Annotated in this window: 24 protein-coding genes and 2 tRNA genes; 13 read left to right on the top strand and 13 right to left on the bottom strand. The window is 38.5% G+C overall.

The features are described from left to right. Positions 1-198 precede the first annotated feature (198 nt). From AACW45_RS31855 to AACW45_RS31830, 6 genes are all read left to right on the top strand, one after another. The gene (locus AACW45_RS31855) at positions 199-498 is read left to right on the top strand and encodes a type II toxin-antitoxin system HigB family toxin (protein WP_190636973.1); all 300 of its coding nucleotides are present in this window, start codon (positions 199-201) and stop codon (positions 496-498) included. Beyond that, a complete protein-coding gene (locus AACW45_RS31850; protein ID WP_190636970.1) occupies positions 482-886 on the top strand; it encodes a helix-turn-helix domain-containing protein in 405 nt (134 codons plus the stop codon). The genes AACW45_RS31855 and AACW45_RS31850 overlap by 17 nt, the downstream gene beginning before the upstream one ends. Positions 887-1,169: 283 nt before the next feature. Beyond that, positions 1,170-1,610 (top strand): RDD family protein, encoded by a 441-nt coding sequence (locus AACW45_RS31845; RefSeq protein ID WP_190636967.1) that lies wholly within the window; start codon positions 1,170-1,172, stop codon positions 1,608-1,610. A 584-nt stretch (positions 1,611-2,194) separates the two neighbouring features. Continuing rightward, positions 2,195-2,800, top strand: a complete 606-nt coding sequence (locus AACW45_RS31840; protein WP_190636966.1) for an acyl transferase — start codon at positions 2,195-2,197, stop codon at positions 2,798-2,800. 442 nt (positions 2,801-3,242) lie between these two features. Next, entirely contained in the window at positions 3,243-3,782 is a 540-nt protein-coding gene (locus AACW45_RS31835) for an SH3 domain-containing protein (RefSeq protein WP_190636964.1), read from the top strand. A gap of 120 nt (positions 3,783-3,902) precedes the next feature. After that, positions 3,903-5,900 (top strand): zinc metalloprotease HtpX, encoded by a 1,998-nt coding sequence (locus AACW45_RS31830; RefSeq protein WP_190636962.1) that lies wholly within the window; start codon positions 3,903-3,905, stop codon positions 5,898-5,900. A gap of 112 nt (positions 5,901-6,012) precedes the next feature. Here AACW45_RS31830 and AACW45_RS31825 read toward each other — a convergent pair whose 3' ends face one another. Continuing rightward, positions 6,013-6,183 (bottom strand): hypothetical protein, encoded by a 171-nt coding sequence (locus AACW45_RS31825; protein WP_190636960.1) that lies wholly within the window; start codon positions 6,181-6,183, stop codon positions 6,013-6,015. 94 nt (positions 6,184-6,277) lie between these two features. Here AACW45_RS31825 and AACW45_RS31820 point away from each other — a divergent pair, with 94 nt between their 5' ends. Then, entirely contained in the window at positions 6,278-7,501 is a 1,224-nt protein-coding gene (locus AACW45_RS31820) for a transporter substrate-binding domain-containing protein (protein WP_190637011.1), read from the top strand. Positions 7,502-7,726: 225 nt separating this feature from the next. Here the strand turns inward: AACW45_RS31820 and mazG are convergent, their stop codons facing one another. After that, positions 7,727-8,533: a nucleoside triphosphate pyrophosphohydrolase gene (gene mazG / locus AACW45_RS31815; protein WP_190637009.1), complete on the bottom strand. Its 807-nt coding sequence runs from the start codon at positions 8,531-8,533 to the stop codon at positions 7,727-7,729. Between the two features lie 51 nt (positions 8,534-8,584). Then, entirely contained in the window at positions 8,585-9,229 is a 645-nt protein-coding gene (locus tag AACW45_RS31810; protein ID WP_190636958.1) for a metal-binding protein, read from the bottom strand. 84 nt (positions 9,230-9,313) lie between these two features. On the opposite strand from AACW45_RS31810, the gene AACW45_RS31805 reads away from it, so the two are divergent. The 3 genes from AACW45_RS31805 to AACW45_RS31795 all read left to right on the top strand — a co-directional run bounded on the left by AACW45_RS31805 (position 9,314) and on the right by AACW45_RS31795 (position 11,194). Next, a tRNA-Val gene (locus AACW45_RS31805) sits at positions 9,314-9,386 on the top strand. A 265-nt stretch (positions 9,387-9,651) separates the two neighbouring features. Continuing rightward, positions 9,652-9,723: transfer RNA gene (locus AACW45_RS31800), tRNA-Cys, on the top strand. Positions 9,724-9,955: 232 nt separating this feature from the next. Continuing rightward, positions 9,956-11,194, top strand: a complete 1,239-nt coding sequence (locus AACW45_RS31795) for a site-specific integrase (protein WP_190636956.1) — start codon at positions 9,956-9,958, stop codon at positions 11,192-11,194. 178 nt (positions 11,195-11,372) lie between these two features. Here the strand turns inward: AACW45_RS31795 and AACW45_RS31790 are convergent, their stop codons facing one another. Continuing rightward, entirely contained in the window at positions 11,373-12,881 is a 1,509-nt protein-coding gene (locus AACW45_RS31790; protein ID WP_190636954.1) for a YARHG domain-containing protein, read from the bottom strand. Between the two features lie 1,088 nt (positions 12,882-13,969). Here AACW45_RS31790 and AACW45_RS31785 point away from each other — a divergent pair. From AACW45_RS31785 to AACW45_RS31775, 3 genes are read left to right on the top strand one after another with little or no spacing between them, the layout of a single operon-like run. Further along, positions 13,970-15,028, top strand: coding sequence for a restriction endonuclease (locus AACW45_RS31785; protein ID WP_190636952.1), 1,059 nt, complete (start codon positions 13,970-13,972; stop codon positions 15,026-15,028). Positions 15,029-15,051: 23 nt separating this feature from the next. Next, on the top strand, positions 15,052-16,623 hold the full coding sequence (locus AACW45_RS31780; protein WP_190636951.1) for an LlaJI family restriction endonuclease: 1,572 nt from the start codon (positions 15,052-15,054) through the stop codon (positions 16,621-16,623). Further along, positions 16,620-17,150, top strand: coding sequence for a hypothetical protein (locus tag AACW45_RS31775; protein ID WP_190636949.1), 531 nt, complete (start codon positions 16,620-16,622; stop codon positions 17,148-17,150). The genes AACW45_RS31780 and AACW45_RS31775 overlap by 4 nt, the downstream gene beginning before the upstream one ends. 75 nt (positions 17,151-17,225) lie before the next feature. On the opposite strand, the gene AACW45_RS31770 is transcribed toward AACW45_RS31775, so the two are convergent. The 9 genes from AACW45_RS31770 to xisF all read right to left on the bottom strand — a co-directional run bounded on the left by AACW45_RS31770 (position 17,226) and on the right by xisF (position 26,840). Beyond that, complete coding sequence (locus AACW45_RS31770; RefSeq protein ID WP_190636947.1) at positions 17,226-20,396, bottom strand: type I restriction endonuclease subunit R; 3,171 nt, start codon at positions 20,394-20,396, stop codon at positions 17,226-17,228. Between the two features lie 345 nt (positions 20,397-20,741). After that, complete coding sequence (locus AACW45_RS31765; RefSeq protein ID WP_190636945.1) at positions 20,742-20,978, bottom strand: DUF433 domain-containing protein; 237 nt, start codon at positions 20,976-20,978, stop codon at positions 20,742-20,744. Between the two features lie 43 nt (positions 20,979-21,021). Then, positions 21,022-22,341 carry a restriction endonuclease subunit S gene (locus AACW45_RS31760; RefSeq protein WP_199331276.1) on the bottom strand — a complete coding sequence of 440 codons (1,320 nt, stop codon included), beginning with the start codon at positions 22,339-22,341 and terminating at the stop codon, positions 21,022-21,024. A gap of 66 nt (positions 22,342-22,407) precedes the next feature. Next, complete coding sequence (locus AACW45_RS31755) at positions 22,408-22,707, bottom strand: type II toxin-antitoxin system RelE/ParE family toxin (RefSeq protein ID WP_190636943.1); 300 nt, start codon at positions 22,705-22,707, stop codon at positions 22,408-22,410. Next, positions 22,704-22,970 carry a type II toxin-antitoxin system ParD family antitoxin gene (locus AACW45_RS31750; protein WP_190636941.1) on the bottom strand — a complete coding sequence of 89 codons (267 nt, stop codon included), beginning with the start codon at positions 22,968-22,970 and terminating at the stop codon, positions 22,704-22,706. Before AACW45_RS31750 ends, AACW45_RS31755 begins: the two co-directional genes overlap by 4 nt. 31 nt (positions 22,971-23,001) lie before the next feature. Beyond that, the gene (locus tag AACW45_RS31745; RefSeq protein ID WP_242045800.1) at positions 23,002-23,751 is read right to left on the bottom strand and encodes an N-6 DNA methylase; all 750 of its coding nucleotides are present in this window, start codon (positions 23,749-23,751) and stop codon (positions 23,002-23,004) included. After that, positions 23,751-24,293: a type II toxin-antitoxin system RelE family toxin gene (locus AACW45_RS31740; RefSeq protein WP_190636939.1), complete on the bottom strand. Its 543-nt coding sequence runs from the start codon at positions 24,291-24,293 to the stop codon at positions 23,751-23,753. Before AACW45_RS31740 ends, AACW45_RS31745 begins: the two co-directional genes overlap by 1 nt. 371 nt (positions 24,294-24,664) lie before the next feature. Then, positions 24,665-25,030 carry a hypothetical protein gene (locus AACW45_RS31735; protein ID WP_190636938.1) on the bottom strand — a complete coding sequence of 122 codons (366 nt, stop codon included), beginning with the start codon at positions 25,028-25,030 and terminating at the stop codon, positions 24,665-24,667. Continuing rightward, positions 25,014-26,840: a fdxN element excision recombinase XisF gene (xisF, locus tag AACW45_RS31730; RefSeq protein ID WP_242045799.1), complete on the bottom strand. Its 1,827-nt coding sequence runs from the start codon at positions 26,838-26,840 to the stop codon at positions 25,014-25,016. The genes AACW45_RS31735 and xisF overlap by 17 nt, the downstream gene beginning before the upstream one ends. Positions 26,841-26,920: the final 80 nt, after the last annotated feature.

The raw sequence follows: 26,920 nt of genomic DNA, 5'->3' as shown, positions 1-26,920 counted from the left end.
AACACACCCTACGACTACCTGAAAAATAACCCCGATGTCAGCGCAGAAGATAAACATTTGTGTGACAACATCAAACGTTGAGGGTAAATAAAGATGTTAATTCAATTAAAATAAAAACAAGCTTGATGTAATAAGCAAATACGCTAAAAAATTGAAAATAAAATTCATATATAATTATAGCAAATGGTTTTTAGATAAATGCACGTCATCAGTTTTAAGGCTTTAAGAGAATATGCAGAAATTCATGCAGATAGCCGGGAAGCACTCATATATTGGTATAAAACTGCTAGCAAAGCTAAGTGGTCAAATTTAGTTGAAGTGCAAGAAGCTTTTCCAAAAGCTGAGGCAGTTGGAAATTTCACTGTCTTTAATATTAAGGGGAATAAGTACCGATTGATTGTTAGCATGGATTATGCAGAAGAAATGATTTATATTAAATATATCCTAACTCACGCAGAATATGATAAGGAGTATTGGAAAAATGACCCTTACTTTTAGTATAGAAAAATATAAAGAGTTATTAGTAGCTCATGTGCCAAAACTTATAAAGACTGAAGATGAAAACGAAAAAGCTTTAGCGATTGTAGAAGAGTTAATGCACAAAGAGCGAACCCCAGAAGAAAATGAATTATATCAGTTATTAATTACTTTAATTGAAATATTTGAAAAGGAAAACTATCATTTTAATGAGCCGACCAATATTCAATCTTTGCTTTCATTTCTTTTTGAGCAATCAGGAAAGACTATAGATGATTTACAGCAATACATAGGGTCACAACAATTAGTCAGTGATATTTTAGAAGCAAAACAGAATATAACTCCAGAGATAGCTCAAAAATTAGGTGCTTTTTTTCATGTAGAACCAACTCTATTTACAGAAACATAACTTTACTCACAACTATTAATTATTGAAGACTGGAGTCCGACGTAAAAGCGTTTAATTTTGCATTGCTCACAAAACTTGCGATCGCTGCAACTAATCATCTGGAAATGGTGCGGTGCGCTAACACGACTACCCAACCCCAAAAAATCTTTTACCAACTGCGTAATTACATTGAAAGAAATTCGTAATCTCTGATGAAAGGGTTCATCAGTAGAAGTCATCGCCAAATAAATAGATAAAGCATTTGCGATTACTCTACCTTTTGGAGACAAAAAGGATTTCTGGAATGCAAAGTAATTACATACCTGCGGGTTTATGCAAGCGTTTTTTTGCTCATTTATTTGACATAATCATTCTATATATAATTACTATTGTAACCGCATTCATTTTTGCTGTAATTTACAGTTTATTTATCACAATTGACGAAATTACTGAATATCTTGCGTATGGGTTGTTTTTTACAATTTCTTGGCTTTACTATACGCTAATGGAAAGTTCCCCAAAACAGGCAACTATTGGTAAACAATCAATGGGGATTTTTGTGACAGACCTAAATGGCGAGCGACTCTCGTTTAAAGCAGCAAGCTCAAGAAATTGTTCCAAAATTATATTCAACTTTGCTTTGGGAGTTAGCTTTATCACAATGTTTTTCACAGAAAAAAATCAAGCCTTTCATGACATAGTGTCTAGAACTTTGGTTGTACAAAAAATTAAAAATGAGAATTGAAGAATATTATCTGTTCGTAGAAATTTTAATTGTATAAAATTACACTAAAATAGTACCAGCAGATTTGATAGGTGCGGTGCGAAGTTGAAAATCCTGCTGTTGGTGACGCTAGTAAATTTTTTAATGCTTTTCAAATTTTGTAGCAGCCAAAGTAATTATTTACAGCAGGTTTCATTTATAGGAAGATGCTGTAAATAATTGTTCTCTTAAATATTTTTTATTCAAATTTGTAGCGCGGGCATATTGCCCGCTTTTTTAGTAATAAAATATCTCAATATAAAAATCAAGCATATTTCAGGTAAATGAGGTACGCGCTTCGGGGCATGGCAGTGCCAGTGCCCCTACAATCAAGGATAGTTTCTACCTCACCAACTGAGAATCTGTTGTCAGCTTAAAAAGCTGATTGACATTTCTTCACATAGTTGTGTTTATTTCCACCGACTTACTTACCTTTCTTTAACGCAAAGGTAAGCAGAGTTTTTTTTAGTTCTATATCTTTGAAAAAATTATGTACATTTTCATATTAAATTGGTATTAGAGACACAGATTATAATAAATAACCAATGACTAATGACCGATGACCAATGACATTTTTAAGCACAATTTTGTTATTTTTTCCTACTTTTATATTAATTCTTATTGGTGCTGCAATCTTTTACCTAGCTTATTCACCTAACATTTTCAGTATTTTGGCACTGTTGTTTGCAATTTACGGATTGCCATTGCTAGTTTACCGCTTACATCAATGGGCTTACCCTGTAAAAGAGGGTATTAGTTATCTACGTGGTAAAGAATATAGTCCTTGGTGGGGTAGTCATCAAATTCAGGTGATTTACATTACAATTCCGGTTTTTGAGGCGATATTGCGGCTAATTCCGGGAGTATTTTCTTGTTGGTTGCGGTTATGGGGTGCAAAAGTAGGGCGAGATGTTTACTGGACACCAGGATTAGAGATTGCCGATCGCGGTTTAATGGAAATAGGCGATCGCGTAGTTATGGGACATCGTGTAGGTATAATTTCTCATGTCATCAAACCCCGCAAGCAGAATTTAATGTTGTATGTCAAAAAAGTCAAAATTGGTAATGATGCGTTTGTGGGTGCTGGAAGTGTTCTCTCTCCTGGTGTAGTCATTAGCGATGGTGCATTTGTTCCGTCTGCAACTAATCTTTATCCGAATCATCATGTGTAATCTTTAGTAACCAAAGCAAACCTAAGACATCAAGTAAAAATAAGTAGTGCGTAAAGCCTTCGGCATAGCTTCGCTTAGCGCGTAGCGTGTCCGTAGGACAAACATCTTGCTCGCGCGGGCAAGACTTCGGCGTGAGCGCTCAGTCGAACGCTGCCCGCACTACAAATATTAAATTGTTCAACTGATTTTTACACGACTCCTAAGCTAATGCGCGTCTAAATTGCATAACTACTTATATGGGCTGTCAACTGTTAACTGTCAACTGTCAACTGTCAACAGCCCTCATGATAGATTGTGCAACTTAAAAGCACAATAGCTTATCTCCACAAAAGCTAAGTGGCAGTTTCCGAAAATCACTCTGTATCTATGTATTTATATTTAGTGCAAATGACTTGCTAATTCGATTTTATCCTTTAGCTATTAAATATCTTCTGGAGAATTTATGAGTGTCAAAACAAAGTTGACAGCAGTATTGCTAACTGTTGGCACAATGATGAGTACAGTATTACCTGCAATGGCTCGTCCAGCAAACTTAACAACTGATAGTAATGTGCGTACAAGTGCATCTTTAACAGCAACCGTCGCGGATGTTTTACCATTAGGTAGTGCTGTGGAGGTTTTAAATATTACCGTAGGCGATGATGGCGATTACTGGTATTACGTGCAACCAAATAAGGGAAGGAGCCTTAAAGGTTGGATACGTAGCGATTTAGTCAAATTTCAGCCGAGCAATCAGCGTTATGCAACCATAGCTGGAGAGCGCGGATATACAATTAATGTGCGTTCCTCACCCAGCTTAAATAGTAAAGTTCTCTACAGTGCAGTATCCGGCGATTTAGTAACAGTAGAAGATTCTTTCCAAAAAGCAGGCCAATATCGCTGGTATCGCATCAAATTCTCTAATAACGTTACTGGTTGGGTGCGAGAAGACTTGCTCTCAATCTGGCCACAAGGATGTATTATCACCTGTCCTACACATTAACCCATGCCCAATGCCCCATGCCCCATACCCAATTTTAAAGTTTTACGAAATGACAATGACGAATCCTGTATCTATTGAGTATTGATCGATCAATTACTACTCCTTTGCTAAGGAGATACTATGTCATTGCAATCTGGATTAGATGCCTTTAATCAAGGACGTTATTCCGAAGCTGTTCAAATCCTTGAACAAGTTTGTCGGAATGCGGTTGATCAAAATTCTTCCGATTATTTGTCAGCCCAAATGTGGTTGATGAAAGCTTATCAAGGGACAGGCGAACTCGAAAAAGCCGCAGTCTTGCATCGCAAATTGTTGATGAGTGAAAATTCCCAGGTTCGCAGTTGGGCGGAACAAGCCGGAAAATCTCTGACGCAACCACCAGCAACCCCCTCTCATGCTATCCAAAAGGCTGGGCGTGCGGCTACGGCTGGTGCGAAATTAGCAATGGGTGGTGTCGGCGGAAGTTTGGTATTAGCTTCTGGCGTCACCATGACATTGCTATTCGGGATGGTGTTAGCTTTAGGTTTGAGTTTAGTATTTATTTTAGGTAGCAACGATCCACTCCAAGGATTAGCGATCGCTCTTACCATCACTATAGTTTTTAATCTCGCGGCTTTCTTCCTCTCGCCTTTCCTGATGGACTTAACCCAAGGTTGGCTTTACCATACCCGTTGGGTAGATTTAGCCGAAATTGAAAGCCAAAGTCCGGAGACAGCAAGAGTAATACAGCAAGTCTGCGAACAAAAGAAAATCAAAACCCCAAGACTAGGTATTATCGACGACCAAAACCCCACCGCGTTTACTTATGGCTCTTTACCCAATAGCGCCCGGTTAATCGTCAGTCAGGGACTTTTTACTTATTTAGATGATGATGAAATTGCTACCGTCTACGCTCACGAATTAGGGCACATCGTCCACTGGGACTTTGCCGTGATGACTGTAGCTTCTACCTTAGTGCAAATTTGCTACCTAATTTACAGCACAGCGAGGACATTTGGTCGTGGTGGCGGCGATAGCAAAATCAAAGACGCCATGCAAACTGCGGCTCTCGTTGCTTATGTCTTCTATATAGTTGGTACTTACCTGATACTCTATCTCTCCCGTACCAGAGAATACTTTGCTGACCATTTCGCTGCGGAAACTACTGGTAATCCCAATGCCTTATCTCGCGCTTTGGTAAAAATTGCCTATGGGATTTTAGAAGAAGGTTCCCGCACCCAAGAACCCAGCCGATTAATTGAAGGAACCCGCGCCTTAGGCATTTATGACCCGAAAGCAGCAGCTTCCACAGGTACAGCCTACCGCATAGCTAGCGATACCCAAAAAATCGGTCGCGTCTTTTTGTGGGATATGTTTAACCCCTGGGCTTGGTGGATGGAGTTAAATTCTACACACCCACTCACAGGTAAACGAGTCCGCGCCTTGAGTACCTATGCAGAACAGTTGGGTTTACCAATTGAGTTTGATATGGGGCGAGTTATTGGTGAAGGTAAGAGTCTGAGTAAAAAACGGCTTTACGGTAATTTCTTTTTAGATGTAGTGCTGTATGGTGCGGAAACTATTGGTTTCTTAGTGGGCTTGGTCATCAGCATTATGATGTTATCTAGTTCCTCCCATGTAGGTTTGGTCTTTGGCGCACCATTCATCGGCTTGGGTGTAGGAATTATCATCAAAGCCTTGGTGATGTTCCCCGACTACAAACAAGCACCAGAAACCGATATTCTCACTTTAATGTCAGATCCCTACGCTAGTCCGTTACGCGGTCAACCTGCAAAATTAGCAGGACAACTCATCGGGCGTGGTGACGCAGGTTATAAATTTGGTTCCGATTTAAAAATTCAAGACCGTAGCGGCATGTTATATCTGCACTATGCCTCACGCTTTGGCCCCATTGGTAATTTTCTGTTTGGGATGAAGCGCGTCCAAAGCTTGATAGGCGAACAAGTAGGGGCTGTGGGTTGGTTCCGTCGCGGCGTTGCACCTTGGATGGATTTGATTAATCTCCAAAGTGAAAACGGTACGGTTGTTAATAGTTACCACCGCTTCTGGTCATTTGTACTGGGTGGCGGGGCAGTTATTTTAGGATTGGCCTTGACGATATTTACGAGTAGCAGTTAGCCTGTTCGCAGAGCATTTCTAATTTATCCAAGCTGTAATTTAATAGGGGTGGTAAACAAACTGCCCCTGTTTTTTGTTGGTTGGTCATTGGTCATTGGTCATTTGTCATTTGTCATTGGTCATTGGTCATCCCTTCGGCTTCTCTTCTCCCAAGGGGAGACGCTGCGCGAACGCTCAAGGTGAATTGTCTTTCTCCTTGTCGCCCTTGTCCTCCTTGTCCCCCTTGTCCCCCTTGTCCTCGTTCCCTTCTAGCCCCTAGAACACCATTTTTGTTTCCGGTCAACAGTCAACAGTCAACAACTTAGTACCACCTATGTGATATTTGTTATGGGTTGGGAATGATAGATAGATACTACATACAACCCAAAGAAATACCAATGATAAATGCGATCGCTCGTAGATTCCGCCAATTCATGGTCGGCTGGAAAAGCCAGATTACCTATTTTTACAGAGGTTACAGTAAAAATAACAGCAGAAGTTCCCCTCAAGGACGCATTTGGCTGAGATTAATCGGCGGTGTGATGGCGTTATTGCTAGCGCTATCTTTCATCCATCCAGGAATAGCCCAAGAAGCACAACCAGCAGCAACCAATAATAAGAATTCCTTCCTCATCGCCACCAGGGTAATTCCACCCTTTGTAATTTCGGAAAATAATCAACTATCCGGGTTTAGTATTGACCTGTGGCGCAGCATTGCTAACAAAATAGGGATAAAATCGGAATTTGTTGAATATCCTACCGTAGCAGATTTACTTTCGGCGGTAAAAGATGGCAAAGCCAATGCGGGTATTGCCGCTATCTCCATTACCGCCGAAAGACAGGAGAACTTTGATTTCTCCTTACCCATGTTTGCAGGTGGATTGCAAATCATGGTAAGACCCCCAGAAGCCAATGGTGGTGCTTTTGCTAACATTTTGCAATTGATATTTTCTCCTACCCTATTTCAAGTAGTTGGTGTAGCCTTGCTGCTGATTGTCGTCGCCGCCCATATCATTTGGCTATCAGAACGCAATCATAAAGAAGGAATGATCGATAAATCATACTTTCCAGGAATTTTTAAAGCTTGTTGGTGGGCAGCCGCAACCTTAGCAACCCAAGCAGACGAAATGCCCAAAGGTGTAATTGGGCGGGTAATAGCAATTATCTGGATGTTTATCGGCGTTCTTTTTGTCGCCTATTTTACAGCCGCCGCTACAACCTCTCTCACCGTACAGCAACTTCAGGGCGATATCAAGAGTGTAAACGACTTACCGGGTAAGTTAGTCGCAACCACTGCTGGTAGCACAGCCGCCAAATATCTGCGCGAACAAAAAATTCCCGTCCTCGAAGTACCCAAGATTGAGCAAGCTTATGAGGCTTTACAAAATAAAAAAGCTGATGCTGTAGTCTTTGATGCTCCCGTACTGTTGTTTTATGCTGCCAATCAAGGGCACGGTAAAGTAGAGATAGTAGGTAGCGTTTTCCGGGAAGAAAACTACGGTATTGTCCTCCCGAATAACAGTCCCTACCGCAAACAAATCAATAGTGCATTGTTAAGCCTCAGAGAAGACGGCACATATCAATCGCTTTATGATAAGTGGTTTGAGGTGAAGAAGTCATAATTGGGTATGGGGCATGGGGCATGGGGCATTGGGCATTGGGCATGGGGCATGGGGCATTGGGCATGGGGCATTGGGCATGGGGCATTGGGAAACAGTCAACAGTCAGTAGGGGCGGGTTTATTGAGAATTATCGTTGCTTGGTGAGGATATTTGTGAACCCGCCCGTACAACAGTCAACACTTCGACAAGCTCAGTGCATCGCAGTCAACAGTTAACAGTCAACAGTCAACCGTCCTTTGCAATTTGCGCCTTTGCTTGTTGCCACAAAGTTTCTAATTCAGCCAAAGTGTAATCCGAAAGGGGGCGGTCAACAACTGCCTCCATTTTTTGTAACCTTTGGATAAAGCGCTGATTTGTGCCTTGCAAACCGGCGCTGGGATCGAGATTATGCCAACGGGCTAGTTGCAGAGTGGCAAAGAGTAAATCGCCTAATTCTGCTTGTTGGGCTTCTGGGGTTTCTTCAGCTACAGCCTTTTGAAATTCGGCTAACTCTTCATGAAACTTATCCCACACGCCCTGAATATTTTCCCATTCAAAACCCACAGCCGCCGCTTTTTGGGAAATTTTCATTGCTGCCATTAATGGGGGAAGGGTACGCCCATAGCGACTGAGTTTAGCGCTGAGTTTTTGATTTTCTGGGGATGGTTCGCCTTTTTCGGCAGCTTTGATTTCTTCCCAGTTTTGTCGCACTTCATCCACACTCGCTACTTCCACATCACCAAATACATGGGGATGACGGCGAATTAATTTTTGGGTAATTCCTTCAGCAACTTCTTTGAGAGAAAACTGTCCAGATTCACTGGCGATTTGGGCTTGCAAGACTACTTGTAATAGTAAATCACCTAATTCCTCTGCGATCGCCTTTTGGTCACCACTCTTAATTGCATCCACCACCTCATAAGCTTCCTCAATCACATAGGGTGTCAGACTTTCCGGGGTTTGTGCCAAATCCCAAGGACACCCACCATCAGGCGATCGCAATTTTGCCACCACCTCAATTAATTCTTGTAATGCTGCTAAGTTTTGGTTCATAGTCAATAGTTAATGGGCATTGGGCATTGGGCATTGGGCATTGGGCATTTATCATTTATTATTTTCCCTCGTCTTCCTTGTCCCCCTTGTCCCCCCTGTCTTCCTTGTCCCCCTGCTCCCTGCCCCCTGCCCGCCTGCCCGATAAGGTTTACGTTTCTTCATTTTGCCACTTGGCAACAACGCCTGAATGCCTTGTTTTTTGACTCGCTTGTATGCAGAATTGCCCCAATCGCTGAGGGAATGACTCATCGCGCCAAGTTCCATACCTAAGAATAAGGACAGAAATTCAGTGCTGTAGCTGGTGAGCGATCGCTTGACTGTACTGCCGACATGTTGCCAGCTAAAGACGATATTCCCTAGCTTTTCGGCAATTATTAAGATGACAATGGACGCGATCGCAATTAAGCAACTCAGATAAATTACTCTTAGCGTCGTACCAATAATCGGCCCGTGGGATAAAAAAGAGCGATGCCGCAAACTTTTTTGATAGGGTAGCCAAATCCAGCGCAAGAAACCCCAGCGTTGGTATTGAATTGAGTAAATATCTAAATCCGGGCCGAACATCAGCCCCCCAAACAGAAACCCGCCAGCAACAAATAAAGTCACATTGCTACTGCCAGTCTGCCAGAAAGTCACACCCGCCACAACCGGCAGAGCATACAGCGTAATGCTATCGTGGGTTCGACCAGAGGGCATTTTCAGGTTCTCAAAAAATTTTTTCTCAAAAATACTAGCGCGATTCAAAATCTTTTGCTATATTATATAAACGTGAGCGCAAACGGGCGGTTAGCTCAGTTGGTAGAGCGCCTGCCTTACAAGCAGGATGTCATCAGTTCGAGTCTGGTACTGCCCACTCACAAAAGCCGCTAAATTAGCGGCTTTTTTAATTGGAACCATAATATTGCCCCACGATTTACGGTAATATTAATACCTGAAATTACCTGATATCACCCAAAACCACAGGGTAATTTTAGCTCAGAATTAGCACAGTGAAATTAACTCTTGAAGTTGTTAATTAATTGAGTTATGCTAATATAGTTAAGCTGAAAATCTAGTGGCTACTCTACTGGCTACTAAATTAGTAGATTATAGGGTAATATAACTGGGAAGCCTATACTGGCGGCATAGCCAAGTGGTAAGGCAGAGGTCTGCAAAACCTCCATCCCCCGGTTCAAATCCGGGTGCCGCCTTTAACAAAATCAAGTATTTCAGGGCTTTCAAGCCCTTTTTTATTGTGCGTTCAAAGGCTTGTAAAACAAGCCTTTAGAGATTTTTGGGGTTATTTTGGGTAGTTTGGATAAAGAACTGGGGTAAAACTGGGGTAAAGATGTAAGGTAGAGGTGTTTACCCCAATAGGCGTTTCTGGGGTAAAACTGGGGTAAAGTGGAAGGATAAAGGTCTTTACCCCAGTTGATTACTTTTATGGAATCTCAAATATCTCAAAATCTTGCCCCACGGGGTTCAGTACAAATCAAGAACTCTAACGGCAGTCTCCAACTAGTTTTTTCTCATCCGATTATTACGCCGACGGGAGAGCTAAAAACCAAGCGTTTCTACCTTTCAACAAGGCACAATGATACGCCTTTAGGAAGGCATCAGGCATCAGCTTTAGCGGCAAAAATCCAAAGAGATATTGACTATGGAGAGTTTGATGCCAGTTTAGTTAAGTACAAACCAGCAGCGTCATTAACCACTGTTAGCCCAATTACCTCAAGTACCCCTTCAACTAGCACCCAATATGACTTGGGAGAATTATGGGAAAAATACGCTGAATTTAAAAAACCACAGGTTAGTCCTTCGACTTATGCCGTTGACTATCGCAAGTACCGCAATCATATTGCTAAGTTACCAACAAAGAACTTGGATGATGCGATCGCAATTCGAGACTATTTACTTGCAAATCTCAGCGCTAATGCAGCTAAACGCACTTTGACCAATATCAATGCTTGCTGTGATTGGGCACTCAAGAGTCAGCTAATTGAATCCAATCCCTTTCAAAGTATGGCAAAAGATATTCAAATGCCGAAGTCAGAATCGGCAGAGTATGAAATTAATCCCTTTACTAAGGAAGAACGGGATATCATAGTTAAGGCATTTGAGGAAAGCAAACTCTACAGCTACTATGCTCCGTTGGTAAAATTCTTATTTTTTACTGGGTGCAGACCATCAGAAGCGATCGCACTACAATGGAAGCATATCAGTGATAAATACATTACTTTTGAGCAAGCAATTACCATCAGTACTAAAGGGTTAGCTCTCAAAGATGGATTAAAAACCCAAAGCCAAAGACGTTTTCCGATTAATCATCAGCAACGTGAAATTTTAGACTCTATCAAACCTGATAACTGTAACCCAGATGATTTTATCTTTAGAAGCAAGAAAGGCGGCATAGTAGACTTTGGAGATTTTCTCAATCATGCTTGGAAAGGTTACAAAAATCAGCGTGGAACACATATAGATGGAATCGTAACTCAACTTGTAAAACAGGGTGTAGTCAGCGAATATCGCAAACCTTATCAATGCAGACACACTTTTATTACTTTATGCTTGGAAGCTGACATTGATGCGAAGGATGTAGGAAGGTGGGTTGGCAACTCCCCAGAAATTATTTATAAGCATTACGCAGGTAATAAACGTAACCTACAGGTGCCAGAGTTATAAATTGGTTGAATTCAAAGACAGGCGATCACAAAGCAATTGTGTTAATAAAAAAATACGGTGATCTGATAAAAGTAGCTTTTACAACGAATGCTACCACTTCTGATCACCTTGTTTATTAACTCTTACTACTTGTGTAAATAGCACCAGGTTCAAGTACAGGCAGAATTTGAATTACTAATTATGGAACTTGCCAAATCCTTATTTTGCCATCGCTACTACCACTAGCAAGGGTGCGGTTATCTGGACTAAAACTCATTGATATAGTTTCTCCTATATCTTTTAGAACTCGAATTAACTCTCTTGTATGTAAATTAAATATCCTAATAGTGCCGTCTAGACTACCACTAGCTAAATATTGACTATCAGGACTAATGGCAACAGAAGCAACTAAACGAGAATGACCTTCTAAAGCACGGATTAACTCTCCTGTGCGTACATTCCATATTTGAACGGCAACACCTGCGGTTTCTACACCTCCTGTGGATATTGGACCTCTAGTAGTAACCATAAATTGTCCATCAGGACTCAGGGCAACAACATCAGTATCACCGTAAGAACCTGAAAACTCAATGGTGCGGATTAGTTTTCCTGGGTTTATATCCCATAGATCGAGTTTGTTAAAAAAGCCTCTAGCTGCAAGTATTGACCCATCACCAGTAATGGACATGGAAGTAGCATAAAATTCCAACTTTCCAGACAATTTTTGCTTTGGTTCTCCCGTCCTTAGGTTCCAAAGTTGGACTGTAGATTGAGACGAAAGCCCAGTAGCTAGAGTTTGACCATCAGGAGTAATAACAACTCTGTTACCTGCACCAGAAATGCGGTATAGGGATTCGTTCATTTCTAAATCCCACACTTCTATCATTGTGTTGTTATGTTGGTCAGTAGTTATACCCGCAGCGAGTGTGTTTCCATCTGGACTTAGAGCAATTGAGTTAACCAAATTTTTGTCAGCAAGACTTCTTAGTTTTTCCCCAGTTTCTAAATTCCAAATTTGAATGCCGTTACCACTAGTTACTAATGTTTTCCTATCTGGGTTAAAAACAATAGACAGAACTGGATTATTACTGCTGATAGTATGAATAAGTTGTGCGTTTTTCCAGTTTTGGTTAGTTACAGAGTTTGCTGCACTAGGTTGCTTTGGTGTTGCGGGTTTAGGTTTTATTGTTGTAGGTAAAGTATTTGGGTTTCTACGAGCAACAGCAGAGGAATTACCAAAATATATCTTTCCCGTTTTCTGTTGATATCTGAGGATGGTATCAACATTGTGTTGTTCAATCTGTGTCAACAAATTAACTGGAAATTGCTGTGGTTGATAACGCGCACTATACCAAGGTTGACTTCCGAAGTAATTTTGTAATGCAGGTGTAACAAATTTTCGTCCATGACGAGCAAAAATTGCATTACGAAGTAGGTCAAGGAATAAAGGACTATAACTGGATAGTTCTGATTCTTTTACTCTTCTTTGAGATAACCAGCTATAGTCATAAAAGTAGCTGGTGTCATCAAAGGTGATCATTCCATTTTCATTTACTCTAGGTTCTCTAGTGGGTTGATTTTCAGTGTTAGCAGCAATAAGCTTTGGATGCTCTAGGTATGTAGAGGATGTTGCTGCCTCTATGACGTTTGCATTAGCTGCGATAGGAGTAAAAGGCAGCAATAAACACGACAATAGTAGTTTATTCATGAATTTAATTAATCTGAATAGTTGAGCGTTACAGCAGTTTTCATGTATTTAAACTAAAAACTGGTATATGTATTTATTTGTACCTTTGCGCCTTTGCGTCTTTGCATGAGGTAATATTATTTAGGAGTCTATTTCTCATATTTGCACCCTAGAAATACAAAACACACTTCAAAGTTAAGAGATGTTCTGCTTAAATTAAATTAGTGTTATTCCTGAAAATATTAGAACTGAGTTATCGATAAATATGTATTTTTGCTGTAGCTAAAATTTTATAAAAATATAGTATTGGTCAATAGTAATAACAGATTTTAGTGTGATGGCAAGGATGCGATCGCGCTTTATTCGGTGTCTGCCTTGATGCCGCTACTCGAATTAACGAAAGTTACACTTTGCTCAAAGGTCATGTCATCGGTGCCAGGGGTGTTAGACCCAAGTTGATCATTAGGGCATACAACACAAAAGGTGAGCAAGACACCAGATAAATTCAGGTACATCCCAAGCTCAAGGAATATTTGGCGGAATACGATCGCCTAATCAATTTAAAAACTTGGATACCGGAGTCAAAATGAGCAATCGTACAGATAGTTACGCTAAGGCTGTAGCCCTTACTCGATAGGCATTATGCCAATCGATATTTTTGGCAATTTTCAATGTACCAATTCACCTATAGGTAAATTGGTACGTTTTAATCTCGACTCTCATGTGTTTTCGAGGGGTAAAAATAGTGATGCGTAGAATGTTTATGCAGCAAGACTTTCAGCCTTAGCGTAAGTTTCTGCACGGATACTCATTTGACTCCGTTTTCTTTTTTTAGGCTGAAGTGCTGTAGGTATGTTACTTAAGTGACTAATTTGGGAATTCTATAACTAAGGTCTGTCAAGTTTCTGTAAGTTATTAAAACCGAGGTGAGAAACAAATGAGGTTAGATAGCACTTATAAAGGTCAAAGTAATTTGAGCCTTACTCAATAGATAGTCCTTAAACTGTACTTACACTCCAAGCATAATCCTAGACCAGCTAAGGCTTAGAGTATCTGAATATTACTCGTATTTTTAAGGCAAGTAATTCCTAAACTAAATGTCAAATCCTATGAACAGTCCTATTCAAAAAATTTTATTCGGTAGCCCTGGAACTGGTAAAAGTTTCAAAATTGATAATGAAATTATTCCTAAAACTCTAAAAATTGATAAAGAAAAACATCCAGAGAATGTTATCAAAACTGTTTTCCATCCTGAATATACATATGGAGACTTTGTAGGAAAATTAATGCCTTTAACAACATCAGATGGAAAAGTCGAGTACAAGTTTTATGAAGGTCATTTTTTAAAAGCATTAGCACAAGCTTATACAAATTTTCTTTCTAAGAAAGAAGAAGAAGAAGTTAAAAATGTAGCACTAGTAATTGACGAAATAAATAGAGGCAATTCTTCAGCAATTTTCGGAACTATTTTTCAACTTCTAGATCGGCGTGAGGATGGTTGGTCAGATTATGGAATCAATTTATCTGATTTAGAATTCCAAACCATTATAGGTTTAATAGGATTTCGGCGAGTAGGAGAAGAAAATAAAATTCCTACATATAGCTATGGTAAGCATACAAGTGGAAGAAAACTAGAAGAATATCAAGAACTTCTATCTAAAATTAATATTAAAGTAGAAAAAAGTAAAGTAATTGGAAGTTCTATTCTTATTCCTCCAAACTTATCCATACTTGGCACTATGAACACATCTGACAACTCAATTTATTTTATGGATAGCGCTTTTAAGCGACGTTGGGATTGGGAGTTTATTAACTGGGATAAAAGTGTACCTCCTCCTGGAACATACGGAGGAGCTAAAAATGGAACTTTCAATAAAGAAGAATGGCTAAGTTTTATTAGAAAATTAAACATTTTTATCAAAAAATACCATGCCTTTATTCGTGGTATTGAAGATAAGCAAGTTGGTGAGTATTTCATTAAGGAGCGACCTGTAACAGCAGAAAATATTCAAAACAAACTCATGTTTTTCCTATGGGATAGCGTCTTTCATAGAGATAAAAGACCTTTAGTAGAGCTTTTAGGCGTAACAAGAGATGAACTTGTTACTTTTGGTGATTTTACAAAACGACATAACAGTTTTGTGGAAAAAATTCTCAATATTAATTAATTGATGGTATTGCTTAATTTACTATGATTGACTTTTCAGAAATAACGCTGATTAAAAATCCCAATGATAATTTTGTGGGAATTCGTAAGTCAGAATCAGGAGATAATTACGAATTCTGGCTACCTAATGGGTTTAATGATTTTGTCGAAGGAGATTTTGATAAGGTACGAGATTTATTTTTCAAAATGTATCGTACCTTTCGCAAATTTGAAGATGATAATAAACCTAATCGAATTAATATTAATAGAGAAGATTATCAAACAGATCAAGACCAGACAACTATTTCTTCTGGCGGATTATCCTTGCAAACAGCAGATGGAGAATCATGTCAGCTATATAGCAAACTTAATATGATTGAGCGCGTACTTGAAACTTATGATGATTTACTTATTAACGCAATTCAAAAGAAAGTAAAACGGACTGAGGATATTGATTATTCTCAAATTCATAAATACTTGGATAGAGCTATCTATTTAGACAATGATGTAGTTTATGTTGAAACAATGGATTTACCTCGTCCAGTGCTGCGCTATGAAAGCACGGATATTGTTAATCTTTATTGCTATATTCTTGATGAAATTATTCAGCAACTACAGGATGATGTACCAGATAATATTAAAGCTCTGACTCAGGATATTCGTTTTCTTGGTCAAAACTTTAAGGATTCTTATTTAACTAGCGATCAATCAATTTTTCATAAAGATACTTTTTTAGAAACTACAATTATTCTCAAAGAAACACTGGATAATATCGATAAAAATACTTACTATAAAGATCCTGATTATTGGGTTCTTTATGAAGCGATTGAAACCTTTTTATATGGACAACTAAATCCAGATATCAACGATGGTAACTATTGGGGAATTAAAGGATTTTCTCTAATCTGGGAAGATATGTGTCAAACATATTTCTTCAGAAATCATCTGGAAAAAATATGCTATGCAGATACAGATATACCTTTAAAAGGTTATTATAACTATTCAAGAAGACAACAGGAAGAAAGTAATAGAGTAGGTAACTTACAAATGACTGTTTCAGACGGAATCAATTTTTGTAAGCAATGGATTTATTCTGCTGAATCAGATGTATCTGACAATGACAATCAAATATTGAAATGGCATGAATTACTTGTCGTTGAATTTAACCCAAATCCTAGACATTTAGTTCTTACAGATGGAGCTATATTGCATCCATATTATGATTATTTAGACTATGGCTATGATTTAGACTACAAACAAAATAGGATTATGACTAAATATTTACGTCCTGATTTAGTTTTATTAGATAATAGTAAAGTACAAATAGTTGACTATAAGGATGTTCCACTTGAGTTTTATCTTAATCCATCTAATCTATCTCCTAAAGAGCATAATAAGTATAAACATGATGTTATTAAACAGCTTACTTATGAACTAGCTATTCAACAAACACATGCAATTTCAAGTAATGTCTTTTTTATTCCCTACTATTATGAATATCCTCCAACAAAAGACCCTTTAGGCGAAATTGAAGCATCACTAGATATAAAAGGTATTCGTATCTTCAAGGCTAACTTTTTCTTAGTTCAAGAGAAATATCTTCAAGAAAATATATGACAGAAGAAATTAAAAGCATTGGTATTTATTCTGAAAATTACGATTTTGAAAGTGATTATCTTCCTTTAATATCTTTTAAAACAGAGCAACAAAAAGATACTGTAGAAAAATACATTTTTACGAAAGTTGATATTTTTTTTAAAAAAATAGTCAACATTAAATTGGATGTGGAAAAATCACAAGTTATTTATTGTAATACTATTACAGAAAAAGATTTTAAGATAAAAAATATTAGTTATTTTTATGAAAATATTTTCTTTGAATTAGGGAAGCGTAATCATGATAATAAATTATATTTTCCTCCTAAGTGGGGAATTACCTTTGATAAAAAATGCGCTCCCATTGAAGTAAGTTTCCTCCCTTCTAATTTTAGAGTGAATCCAGGTTCTAAACCTAAGTTCAGTGCGTTCAATTATAAATATAGTGACTATCAATGGAACTATAGATATGGGACAATAGATATTAATTCAATACCTGTGTTTTATTATATTTACTTTACGTTACAAGAATTATTAGATGTAATTTAAAATAAAAATCTAAGTCATAAGAGTATCCACCAAGATATCCTACATCATTAGCAACTATTTAAATTTTTGCAGCATTCACGCACCAGCATCATAAATACTTCCTTGTCCAGAATAATTCTCATAAATGTGCTGATAAACTTCCTCACACTTCTGTTCATATATTTCAGCAGAATAACTCTGAGGTAATCTATCCAAACTATCCTTAATCGCCACTTCCACGGATGCTCTGGTTTGCTGTCTCTTCTTCCAATCCAAAACTAACTTCTCTTGCTTGAGAGTTTTCAGCAATTCTTTAGCAACTTGTTTGACTTCCTGTTCCTCTTGCTTAGTCAGTTGAATTTCTGGTTTAGTCAGTAAGTCAAAAATTGCTAGTTCTTCTTCAGAGAGATTTTGTGCGATCGCTCTTTTATCTTCAGCACCCAATTCCTGAGCAAAGTTAATCAAATCATTGAAGAACATCTGCACGTTGCGGGAGTCAGCATTGTACTCTGCTATCATCTGCTGGAATTTCTCCAGGTAGTCGATGCGAGTTTTATTTAACGTCACCATCTGCTGGAGTTTTTGGGCGATGCTTGTTTTGAGTTTTTCTGTCTCTGTTCTCTGGTAGTCAGTAGTAGCAAACTTATTTTTTAACGCTTCAAAGTCGATTTGGCTCAAGTCGATGAGGTGAGAGTGGGATTCCTGAATTACAAATTCCCCAGCAGTGATAGACAAATCTAACAGTTCTTCCACTTGTTCCATCACTTCGGAGACATCCACCTCTGGTACTTCTGCCAGAATTTGCTCCTTGATTGTCTGCAAGTGAGCATTGATAGCAGTAAACTCATTGGCAGCAGGATCTGGGAGAATCGCTTTGTAGAGTTTGTTAACGTTACCTGCTAGGGAGAGATAAGTTTTTTTGGCATCATCATTAATAATGATGGATTCCACTGCATCTGCCCAAAACTTGGTGCGTGCAAAACCCTGTGCTGAGTCAAGTACAGCAAAATCAATGCCTTTTTGGGTACAGAATGCTGTAGTTTCTGCGATCTGCTCTCTCAATTGTGCCACTAAAGCAGTTTTCGCTTTAACTGGGGTATCTCCTTCTCGGACACCACCACCAGATGCGGAACCATAGATAGCTAGTGCTTTCTGTAAATCGCGGAACACACCAATGTAATCAACAATTAAACCATTGACTTTACCTGGGAAGACGCGATTTGCTCTAGCAATGGTTTGCATGAGAGTATGATTCTTCATTGGTTTGTCGAGGTAAATGGTGGAACAACTGGGGACATCAAATCCCGTGATCCACATGGCGCAGACAAAGATAATGCGTAGGGGATGAGATGCATCTTTGAATTTTTCATCTAGTGGCGGAGATTCATTCACTAACCTTTGGCGGTGAGGAGTGATGTCTAATTGTTTTTGCTGGAATGCTTCTACTTCATTTTGAGATTGAGATATGACTACTGCCATATCTGTTTCTGCCATATATTTAATAGTGACTGATAATTTTTTGCGTTCAAATTCGCTGATATTAGACTCAGCAAGTTGATTTTTTAATTGTTGCAGGTGTTGTTGCCAGTGGTGCTGCACTTTGTTGTACATTTTGACAGCAGTAAATCTGTCAATGCTGACAATCATTGCTTTCCCTTGGTATCCTCTACCTAGTAAATGACTGACAATATCTTCAGCGATTTTTTCTAATCGGTCATCTCTGGTAATTATTTGATATTCTCTGGCACATTGTCTGGCTAATTTCTCTTCTTCTTCCTCATCCAATGATGCAGATTCAATGATTTCTGCCATATCTTCATTGAGTGCATCATTGGTGAGTTGTAATTCAGGAATGCGGTTTTCGTAGTAAAGGGGAACTGTGGCGCTATCTTCTATCGATTGGCGGAAGTTATAAATACTGATGTAATCACCAAAGGTTTTTTTGGTTTCTTGTTCTCCTAGCATTAAAGGTGTACCAGTAAAACCAATAAATGCTGCATTGCGTAACGCATTCCTCATGTTGCCAGCAAATGTGTCATACTGACTGCGGTGTGCTTCATCCGCAATGACGATAATATCTGACCTATCTGAAAGTTGGGGATAGGTTCCGCCTTTTTCGGTGCGGAATTTTTGAATCATCGTGAAAATGTAGCGATGATCTTCTTGCAGGAGTTGTTTGAGGTGTTCTCCACTTTTGGCGCGGACATTTTTTTCGATTTCTGTCACAGCACCAGCATAGGCAAAGTTTTTGTAGATTTGTTCGTCTAAGTCTTCTCTGTCGGTAATAATTACAAATGTCCAGTTCCCATAGAGTTTACGCAGCACTTTTTGGGAGAAGAAAACCATTGAGTAACTTTTACCGCTTCCTTGGGTATGCCAAAATACTCCTAATCTGCCTTGGTTGGTTTTGATTTCCTTAACTGCGGTAAGTGCTTGGTTAACACCTAAATATTGATGATTTTTGGCAACGATTTTTACTAAAGTGCCTTTGGCAGAGTAAAAGAAGATAAAATTTTCAACTAGATCCAGTAATTTGGTAGGTTCACAAGTACCTCTAATAATCGTATCTAGAGAAATTATTCCTTCTTCTCCTTCTGAGTTGATTTTCTTCCACTCAGCGAAATGTTCCCATTTCGCAGTTAAACTACCAATGCGACTTTTTATGCCATTGGAGATGATGATAAATGCGTTGTACCAGAAAAGTTGCGGGATAGTTTGCTTGTAATCTGTGAGATTATTTTTATAGGCAAGTTCTAAGCGTTGGTGATGTGCTTTTAGTTCAATGAAAACTAAAGGTAAACCATTCACAAACCCAACTAAATCTGCTCTTCTGGTGTAAATTTCTCCTGTTACCCAGAATTGGGAAGCGAGAAAGAAGTTATTATTTTCTGGGTGATTCCAGTCAATGACTTTGACTGTTTCTGCTTGATCCTCACCCTCATCATTTTTAAAACTGACTTTCACCCCATCTTTGAGGAGTTGATAAATTTCTGCATTCGCATTCGCTAAACTCAACGTGCTTCTGTCACGAGTTAGTTCTTCAATAGCAAGTTGGATAGCTTCTGTGGGTAAGTCAGGGTTTAAGTTGCGGATAGCTGATTGCAATTTAGGAATTAAAACTACCTCATCCCTTGTTTGTCTCCCCAGTGTGCTGTTTGTACCAAAGGTTTCATGGTAACAATTAGCTGTTTGCCATTGCAGTTGCGAAAATAGCTCTATGGTGGAGTTTTCTAGCGCTGCTTCTGAGTCTGGGTGAGGTGGACGCATAAGTATGGAGTATCGATTTACTCCATTTTTAACTCAAAAGTTCGGCGTTGGGGATGGAGGGGGTGATTTTCTCACGCAGAGGCGCAGTATTGGTAGAAACCCAACACGATATTTAAGTACCTCAACACGACTTTGAAGTACCTCAACACGATATTTAAGTACCTCAACACGACTTTGAAGTACCTCAACACGACTTTGAAGTACCTCAACACGACTTTGAAGTACCTCAACACGATATTTAAGTACCTCAACACGATATTTAAGTACCTCAACACGATATTCAAGTACCTCAATACGATTTTTAGGTATCTGTTGCTTATACTAAATTGACTTTAGTTGTCATTTTTAACGCGATGCAGAAGCAAGGGGTACTTCAATTTCTTCTACCCGCCATGCAGCATAAGCTAAAGCTTCATAAATATCCTCGCGTTCTAGGTATGGGTAGGCGTTGAGAATATCCTCTGGGGTATGTCCTGCTGCCATTAAACCGACAATTGTACCTACAGTAACACGCATACCTCGAATGCAAGGTTTGCCACCCATGATTTCTGGGTTAAATGTGATTCGTTTTAGTGGTTTCATGTGTAGGTTATGAGTTTTATTTTTAATTATTCCACTTGTCTATTTATGCTGCTATGTCTTCTGTGGTGATGTCTAGCTGTTCTACGTCGATTTCTCCTGAGATAAGTTTGGGGAGGAGTAAATCGCGGGTTTGGCGGAGGTTGGAGTTTTTTGCTTCCAAGGTTTCGATAGCTTTAAATAAATTTTCTAACATTTGTGCAGCAGGTATTTGTAATCCCATTGATGGGACTATCACAGGAACCTTTCTCAATTCTGTTTGGCGAATACCTAAAACGGTTGTTCCACTTTGACGTGCATAAATTTGTTCCTGTATAATAGACGAACTTAATGCACAATAAAGAATAACAGGCATGAGTGTTTCTGGATTAGCTCTGATACTAAAAACTCTCTGACTTAAACAAAATTTTTTATTTTCAACTAAATAGTAGAGTTCTCCCAAAGGTGCTTCAGAGGTCATTAGAATATCACCTTGTTTTAATTCAGATTTCATCCATTTTTTATATAAACTTTCATCCACAAACTTTGATTTATCTAAATTGATGATTTTACCTTGTTTAATATTCTTAGCAGAAATAGCAATAATTCCCGACTCTGACCAATCCCCACCAAGTTTTTTAGGTGTTTTCCCTCGATAGTCAATAATTTCTAACACGATATCATCTAATTTCTTTACTTCCCACCCTTCAGGAATTAACCCCAATTCAGAATCAACCATTTTGGTGTGTTCATGACCAGGGAAGCGGAATTTGACAAACCACTCATGGTAGAGGATTTGTGCCATTTCTTCTAATATTTTGATGCGTTTTGTGTTGTTTTCTATTAGGTCATCATATGCTGAGAGTATGCCAGCGATTTTCTTCTGTGTGGGGAGAGGGGGTAAATATAGTTCTTCATTTTCTGAGAAAACTGTATATTGGAACCTTGCTACTCCAGTGTGCTGTGTATGGTATTGCAACAAATATCCAGCATTATAAAGATATTGTAGATGCCAAAAAATATAGCTAGGATCAGCTTTTGTTGGATCGATACGAATAAATCTACTAAAGCTAGCACAAGTGAAGGGTAAATCAGATTGGTGAATTATTGACGGTTTGATAAAAACAGAACGACCTGTGGGACGGTCTTTAGAACCACCAGCAGTTTCTAATAAAATATCATTGATCTGAAGAGTTTTGCGTTCTGCAATACGCTTTGGAATATATCTAATAGGAAGAGCAGTTATCTTTCCTTCTCTGACAGATTCAAAGTCTGTTCCTCTAATGACAGCCATTTTCACATAATCTTCAAGTGGCTCATCTTTGCCCCATTCGCCATCTTTTGATTCTTGAATAAGAGATTTTAATATAATACCTATTCCCTTCAAAATATGCTCTCCACTAATTTTAGATTTTAAAATATTTTTCTACTTATGTATATCAACCTTAAAAATTTACTCTTCATCTGCAAACAAAGACTCCAAATCTCGATAACCACTCACCACGCGCAAAATTTCTATCCCGTCATCAAGAACTTGATAAAGAATTACATATCCATCTAGCGGTAAACCACGCAATGAGGGTTTAATATGAGCATAACTACGTCCCATGCTGGGGAAGTTAGCTAAATTTTGGCACTTTTTATTAAATTCTCTAAATAACTTTTCTCCTGCTTCCAGATTTCTTGCAAGAAAGTAATCAGCAATTTCATTTAAATCTCGACTGGCAGATGGTGAGATAATGTAATTACTCATTCCTCACCCTCACGCGCTTTTTGGAATCTGTCGAGTATTTGCATTACTACAGTCTCACCATCTAACCCTTCACCACGCTCAAGTTCTGCAATTGCAACATCAACTTTTTGGCGAGTTTCTTCTACCCATTCCTGATACTCCTTATCCTGTTTTTCCAGCAATTTCAATGCTTTACTAATCACTTCCTCAGCATTTGCATATCTACCTGTAGCAAGTTGCGCTTGAATAAATTGCTCGATTTCTGGTTTAAGTGTGATATTCATAACTTTTACCTCAGCTAAAAGAAGGGATGCATTAACTTTGTTCTAACAATTTCGCCACATTCTCAGCAATTCTCTCCTCTAATTCTCTCGCTTCCAGATTCAAAACCTCCAATTCCTCATTCAATTCTTCCAACTTCTCAGTAAAATCAAAATCTTCTACCACTCGTTCCGCAACACCCACATAACGTCCAGGGTTTAAACTCCATCCCTGCGCTGCAATTTCTTCTAACGTTGCTACCTTACAAAGTCCAGGTACATCAATATATTGTCCTTGGGGGAATTTCTCCGCTAGCAATGCTTGACTACCATTGGTTGTCTCTACTGCTTCACCTCTGTACAACCTGACAATATTCGCCAAAAATTCAATCTGTTCTGCGCTAAACTCCCGATGGGCACGGTCAATTTGACGGTAAATGTGCCTAGCATCCAGAAATAATACCTTATCCCTGCGGATAGTATCTGCTTTCCCCTTATCCAAAAACCACAAAGTACAGGGTAAAGTCACAGTGTAGAAAAAATTAGAACCAACAGTAATCATCACATCCACTGCATGGGATTGGATAAGTTTCTGCCGAATTTCTAATTCAGTTCCTCGCGCATCACTAGCAGAATTCGCCATGACAAATCCTGCTCTACCTGTTTCATTCAATGCACTCCAGAAAAAATGAATCCACAGGTAATTAGCATTATCTGCTTTGGGCATTCCAAATTTGCTAACACGCGGATCTCCTTTGATTTTTTCTTTGTCCACCTTATCGACATTAAAAGGTGGATTTGCCATCACACCTTATAAACCTCTTTACGGCTAGCAAAGGTAATTAATATCACTTTCTTGCTCTCAACCAATGGAATATACACAAGCCTGTGATCACCAATTCGATAACGCCACATACCTTTTAAGTCACCTGTTAAAGGTTTTACTGTATCACCCATAGATTCTAAAGGTTTCTGACTAATATAAGTAATCGCTTCTAAAATTCTCCCCTGAAGTTTGCGATCTATTTCTTGGATATCCTTTATAAACTCATTAGTCATAATAATTAGCCAACTATGACGGTCAATTTCTGGTAGATGTGCATATAATAGCTCTGTTTTATTTATATTTTCAATACTGGTTTGCCAACTATTAGATAAATCTTGGTATTCTTGCCAGATAATATTTAGAATATAAAATAAAACACTTGCTCTCTTGGGATTTGTTATTATTTTTTTCCGAATATCATGAATTCCTAGTTTTACATTTTCTTTCAATAATTCATTTTCGTAATTATTTTCTCTATTCTCAATTTCGCTTCTTATCTTTTCATAATTGTCTATATCCATTGTTTTTACCTACTCATGATCTTTTTTATTAATACGTTATTAACAAAGTAAGCTATTAATAATTTTTTCTGCTACAGAGTAAACCCTTAATTTTAATTTATTAAATTATAAAATTTGCTTATTGACACACTTGACATCAGTTATAGAGATAGTACTCTTCTCTACCTAGCTGGGGTCACTGTGCCGAAATGGATACTGTCGGCGAATGCACTACATATCTGTAAATACTTGCCAGTCTTTACCACAATGTCAATACATCATCCAGTTTTAGGGGAATGGAATTTTGCGATCGCAGAATAGAGGAATTTTAGACTATCGCTGTGATATGCGATCGCTGTTTGTATTGCTCACTCCCATCAGTTCTTTTATGGTTAATGCTTGTGAGGTAACAAACCCCGTAGCTGTGCAAGATTCAAATGCTCAAGTTCTAGAAGTTGCTTGCCAATATGTTCCATAAATTTCTCAAAGTTTGGACAACCATGACACCCTTTATCATGACCAGGAACAGTACATTGGCAAGTGCGAGAAGGAGGAATTTCTTTGAAGTAGTAATTACACTGGATACAATAGCAAACGCGGTTTCCCTGACTCTGGTAAGAAGTGGCAGAACCTTTGCGATCGCATTTAGGGCATTTAGGTATAGTCAAGTCTTCAGGTTGCCACTCTTGCAAAACTAGTTGGGAAGCAACTTCAAACCTTAACTGTTTTAGTCGAAGAAGTTCAAGCACATTCATCATGGTTCTCCACTTTGACAGAAGAAGTGTTTTGAAAAATGATGGATTCTATCTGACCATCACGAATGAAAATTCTATGAACTATGCGACGATATATCTGAACCTTCTCATTGTTAGATAGCGATCGCCAAATTCCCAAGTTATTGCCTACTTGAATAATCTCCTCAACAGTCTTGTCCTCCAGTTGCTTAGACTCAAAGAAATTAGTTTCTTCTTCAATCTGGCGTTTTAGTTGCGCTTTAAGTTCTTCTGCTCCAGGGTTAAATCCAGGAAACTGCTCGAAGAAAGCGAGTTGTGCTTCTAGCTTTTGCAAACGCTCGGTTTTAAAAGGGACTACATCAATTGTCTCCTTATTATCCTGACTAAGACTATGAGATTTCTCCAGTAGTGCTGTAATTAGTGCTTCCTCAATGGCATGTTGTTTAACGTTTTTGGAATTGTTGCAACCAACACCAGAGTGCCGACAGGCATAGTAACTATACTGTTTGGATAAGGTGTACATTCCCTTTTGAATACAGCGAGATCCACATTCCGCGCAATAAACTAAACCAATTTGATAGGCATAAGGACGATAACCCTCTTCAGGGCTTCTCTTTGTTCCAAATGCCCCAGCACACATTTGGGTGTTTGCTTGCATTATTCGCTGAATTTCTTCCGCTTCCCCATCCCTAAGAAGTCGTTGGTTAGGGTGAGTATTATGTATAATTTGCCACTCCTCGCGTGGTTTAAGCTTTCTTTTACTATCAGAACTCCGTTGACCATAACAAGTATGCCCATCCAAAATTGGATTCTGAAGCCATACAGAAAATCCACGTTTAGTCCAATGAAGAACTTTGTCCGTGCCATTTTTCTTAGCTTTAGTTTTACACACACCGTACTTGTTAAAAATTTTCTTTAGTGCAGGAGTAATACCTTTTACCGCAAGAAAAATCTCAATACAATCTCTGGCAATTTCAGCTATTGTTCGATGCGGTAAATTCTGCATTGCTTCTTCATGCATCGAATCACTATAAAAATCTCGGTAGTTTTCTGGTCGATCTGTCAATAGACACAGAAAAGGGGTGAGATCCAAAAAATATTGGCGATCAATGACAACTAGACCGAAAGGACAAGAACCATTAGCCCAGGTTTGTTTTCGTTGGTGTTCTTTCCCTCGCTTAATCCGTTCTGAAAGTAAATCTACTTCCCATTCAGCTAGTACCCCTAACATATTGAGCATAAGTTTTCCTTGTGGGGTACTCAAATCCATTTTTTGATCAAGAATTACTAGATTTACATCATATTTTTGAAGGACATCAACAATTTTTCTCAGAGTAGGTAAAGAGCGAGTAATGCGGTCAATTCTAGTAATGAAAACTGTCCGAACTTTACCTACTTCAATAAGTCGCATTAATTCCTGATACTGGGTACGATCATCCTTCTTGCCTTTCTCAACATCAGTAAAAATGTGCTTTGCTCCAGCATCCCTCAGTCTAGCTATTTGTTGTTCTAACGCATTTGTATCTTCAGCTTGTTCACGGGAAGATACACGAGCATAGCCAATATCTAATCGTTCCATCTCTTCTGCATTAATAGTAGAATCAGGTACATTATTGGCTAATTCTACCAGCTTTTTTGTGCATAATCCACTTGAATTGGTTATGCACAAAACTCCGTAATTTATATTATTAACTTCGCGAATTATCCTATAAAATATTTTATTTATTGGAGAGTAATATGATAAATAAAATCTTGCAATATTAATTGCTTGAAGATAAAAGTTGTGAACCAGTAATTTAACAGATACTTGACTAGCGTAAACCGAATAATACATAAAGTTTTATTCCTTGCTTATAACAAATGTTATATACAAGGAATAGCAAATTAATTCAAATGAATACAAATGAGTTTAAA

The organism is Calothrix sp. FACHB-168 (assembly GCF_963889195.1).
Lineage (GTDB): Bacteria > Cyanobacteriota > Cyanobacteriia > Cyanobacteriales > Nostocaceae > Aulosira > Aulosira anomala_A.
Note: the sequence above shows the minus strand (reverse complement) of the source record. Positions and strands in the feature narration are given on the sequence as shown.

What these genes read in the sequence shown, in the direction of transcription:
- AACW45_RS31855 (WP_190636973.1), top strand. Translation starts at nt 199, where the DNA reads ATGCACGTCATCAGTTTTAAGGCTTTAAGAGAATATGCAGAAATTCAT.
- AACW45_RS31850 (WP_190636970.1), top strand. Translation starts at nt 482, where the DNA reads ATGACCCTTACTTTTAGTATAGAAAAATATAAAGAGTTATTAGTAGCT.
- AACW45_RS31845 (WP_190636967.1), top strand. Translation starts at nt 1,170, where the DNA reads ATGCAAAGTAATTACATACCTGCGGGTTTATGCAAGCGTTTTTTTGCT.
- AACW45_RS31840 (WP_190636966.1), top strand. Translation starts at nt 2,195, where the DNA reads ATGACATTTTTAAGCACAATTTTGTTATTTTTTCCTACTTTTATATTA.
- AACW45_RS31835 (WP_190636964.1), top strand. Translation starts at nt 3,243, where the DNA reads ATGAGTGTCAAAACAAAGTTGACAGCAGTATTGCTAACTGTTGGCACA.
- AACW45_RS31830 (WP_190636962.1), top strand. Translation starts at nt 3,903, where the DNA reads ATGTCATTGCAATCTGGATTAGATGCCTTTAATCAAGGACGTTATTCC.
- AACW45_RS31820 (WP_190637011.1), top strand. Translation starts at nt 6,278, where the DNA reads ATGATAAATGCGATCGCTCGTAGATTCCGCCAATTCATGGTCGGCTGG.
- mazG (WP_190637009.1), bottom strand. Translation starts at nt 8,533, where the DNA reads ATGAACCAAAACTTAGCAGCATTACAAGAATTAATTGAGGTGGTGGCA.
- AACW45_RS31810 (WP_190636958.1), bottom strand. Translation starts at nt 9,229, where the DNA reads ATGCCCTCTGGTCGAACCCACGATAGCATTACGCTGTATGCTCTGCCG.
- AACW45_RS31795 (WP_190636956.1), top strand. Translation starts at nt 9,956, where the DNA reads ATGGAATCTCAAATATCTCAAAATCTTGCCCCACGGGGTTCAGTACAA.
- AACW45_RS31790 (WP_190636954.1), bottom strand. Translation starts at nt 12,881, where the DNA reads ATGAATAAACTACTATTGTCGTGTTTATTGCTGCCTTTTACTCCTATC.
- AACW45_RS31785 (WP_190636952.1), top strand. Translation starts at nt 13,970, where the DNA reads ATGAACAGTCCTATTCAAAAAATTTTATTCGGTAGCCCTGGAACTGGT.
- AACW45_RS31780 (WP_190636951.1), top strand. Translation starts at nt 15,052, where the DNA reads ATGATTGACTTTTCAGAAATAACGCTGATTAAAAATCCCAATGATAAT.
- AACW45_RS31775 (WP_190636949.1), top strand. Translation starts at nt 16,620, where the DNA reads ATGACAGAAGAAATTAAAAGCATTGGTATTTATTCTGAAAATTACGAT.
- AACW45_RS31770 (WP_190636947.1), bottom strand. Translation starts at nt 20,396, where the DNA reads ATGCGTCCACCTCACCCAGACTCAGAAGCAGCGCTAGAAAACTCCACC.
- AACW45_RS31765 (WP_190636945.1), bottom strand. Translation starts at nt 20,978, where the DNA reads ATGAAACCACTAAAACGAATCACATTTAACCCAGAAATCATGGGTGGC.
- AACW45_RS31755 (WP_190636943.1), bottom strand. Translation starts at nt 22,707, where the DNA reads ATGAGTAATTACATTATCTCACCATCTGCCAGTCGAGATTTAAATGAA.
- AACW45_RS31750 (WP_190636941.1), bottom strand. Translation starts at nt 22,970, where the DNA reads ATGAATATCACACTTAAACCAGAAATCGAGCAATTTATTCAAGCGCAA.
- AACW45_RS31745 (WP_242045800.1), bottom strand. Translation starts at nt 23,751, where the DNA reads ATGGCAAATCCACCTTTTAATGTCGATAAGGTGGACAAAGAAAAAATC.
- AACW45_RS31740 (WP_190636939.1), bottom strand. Translation starts at nt 24,293, where the DNA reads ATGGATATAGACAATTATGAAAAGATAAGAAGCGAAATTGAGAATAGA.
- AACW45_RS31735 (WP_190636938.1), bottom strand. Translation starts at nt 25,030, where the DNA reads ATGATGAATGTGCTTGAACTTCTTCGACTAAAACAGTTAAGGTTTGAA.
- xisF (WP_242045799.1), bottom strand. Translation starts at nt 26,840, where the DNA reads ATGTATTATTCGGTTTACGCTAGTCAAGTATCTGTTAAATTACTGGTT.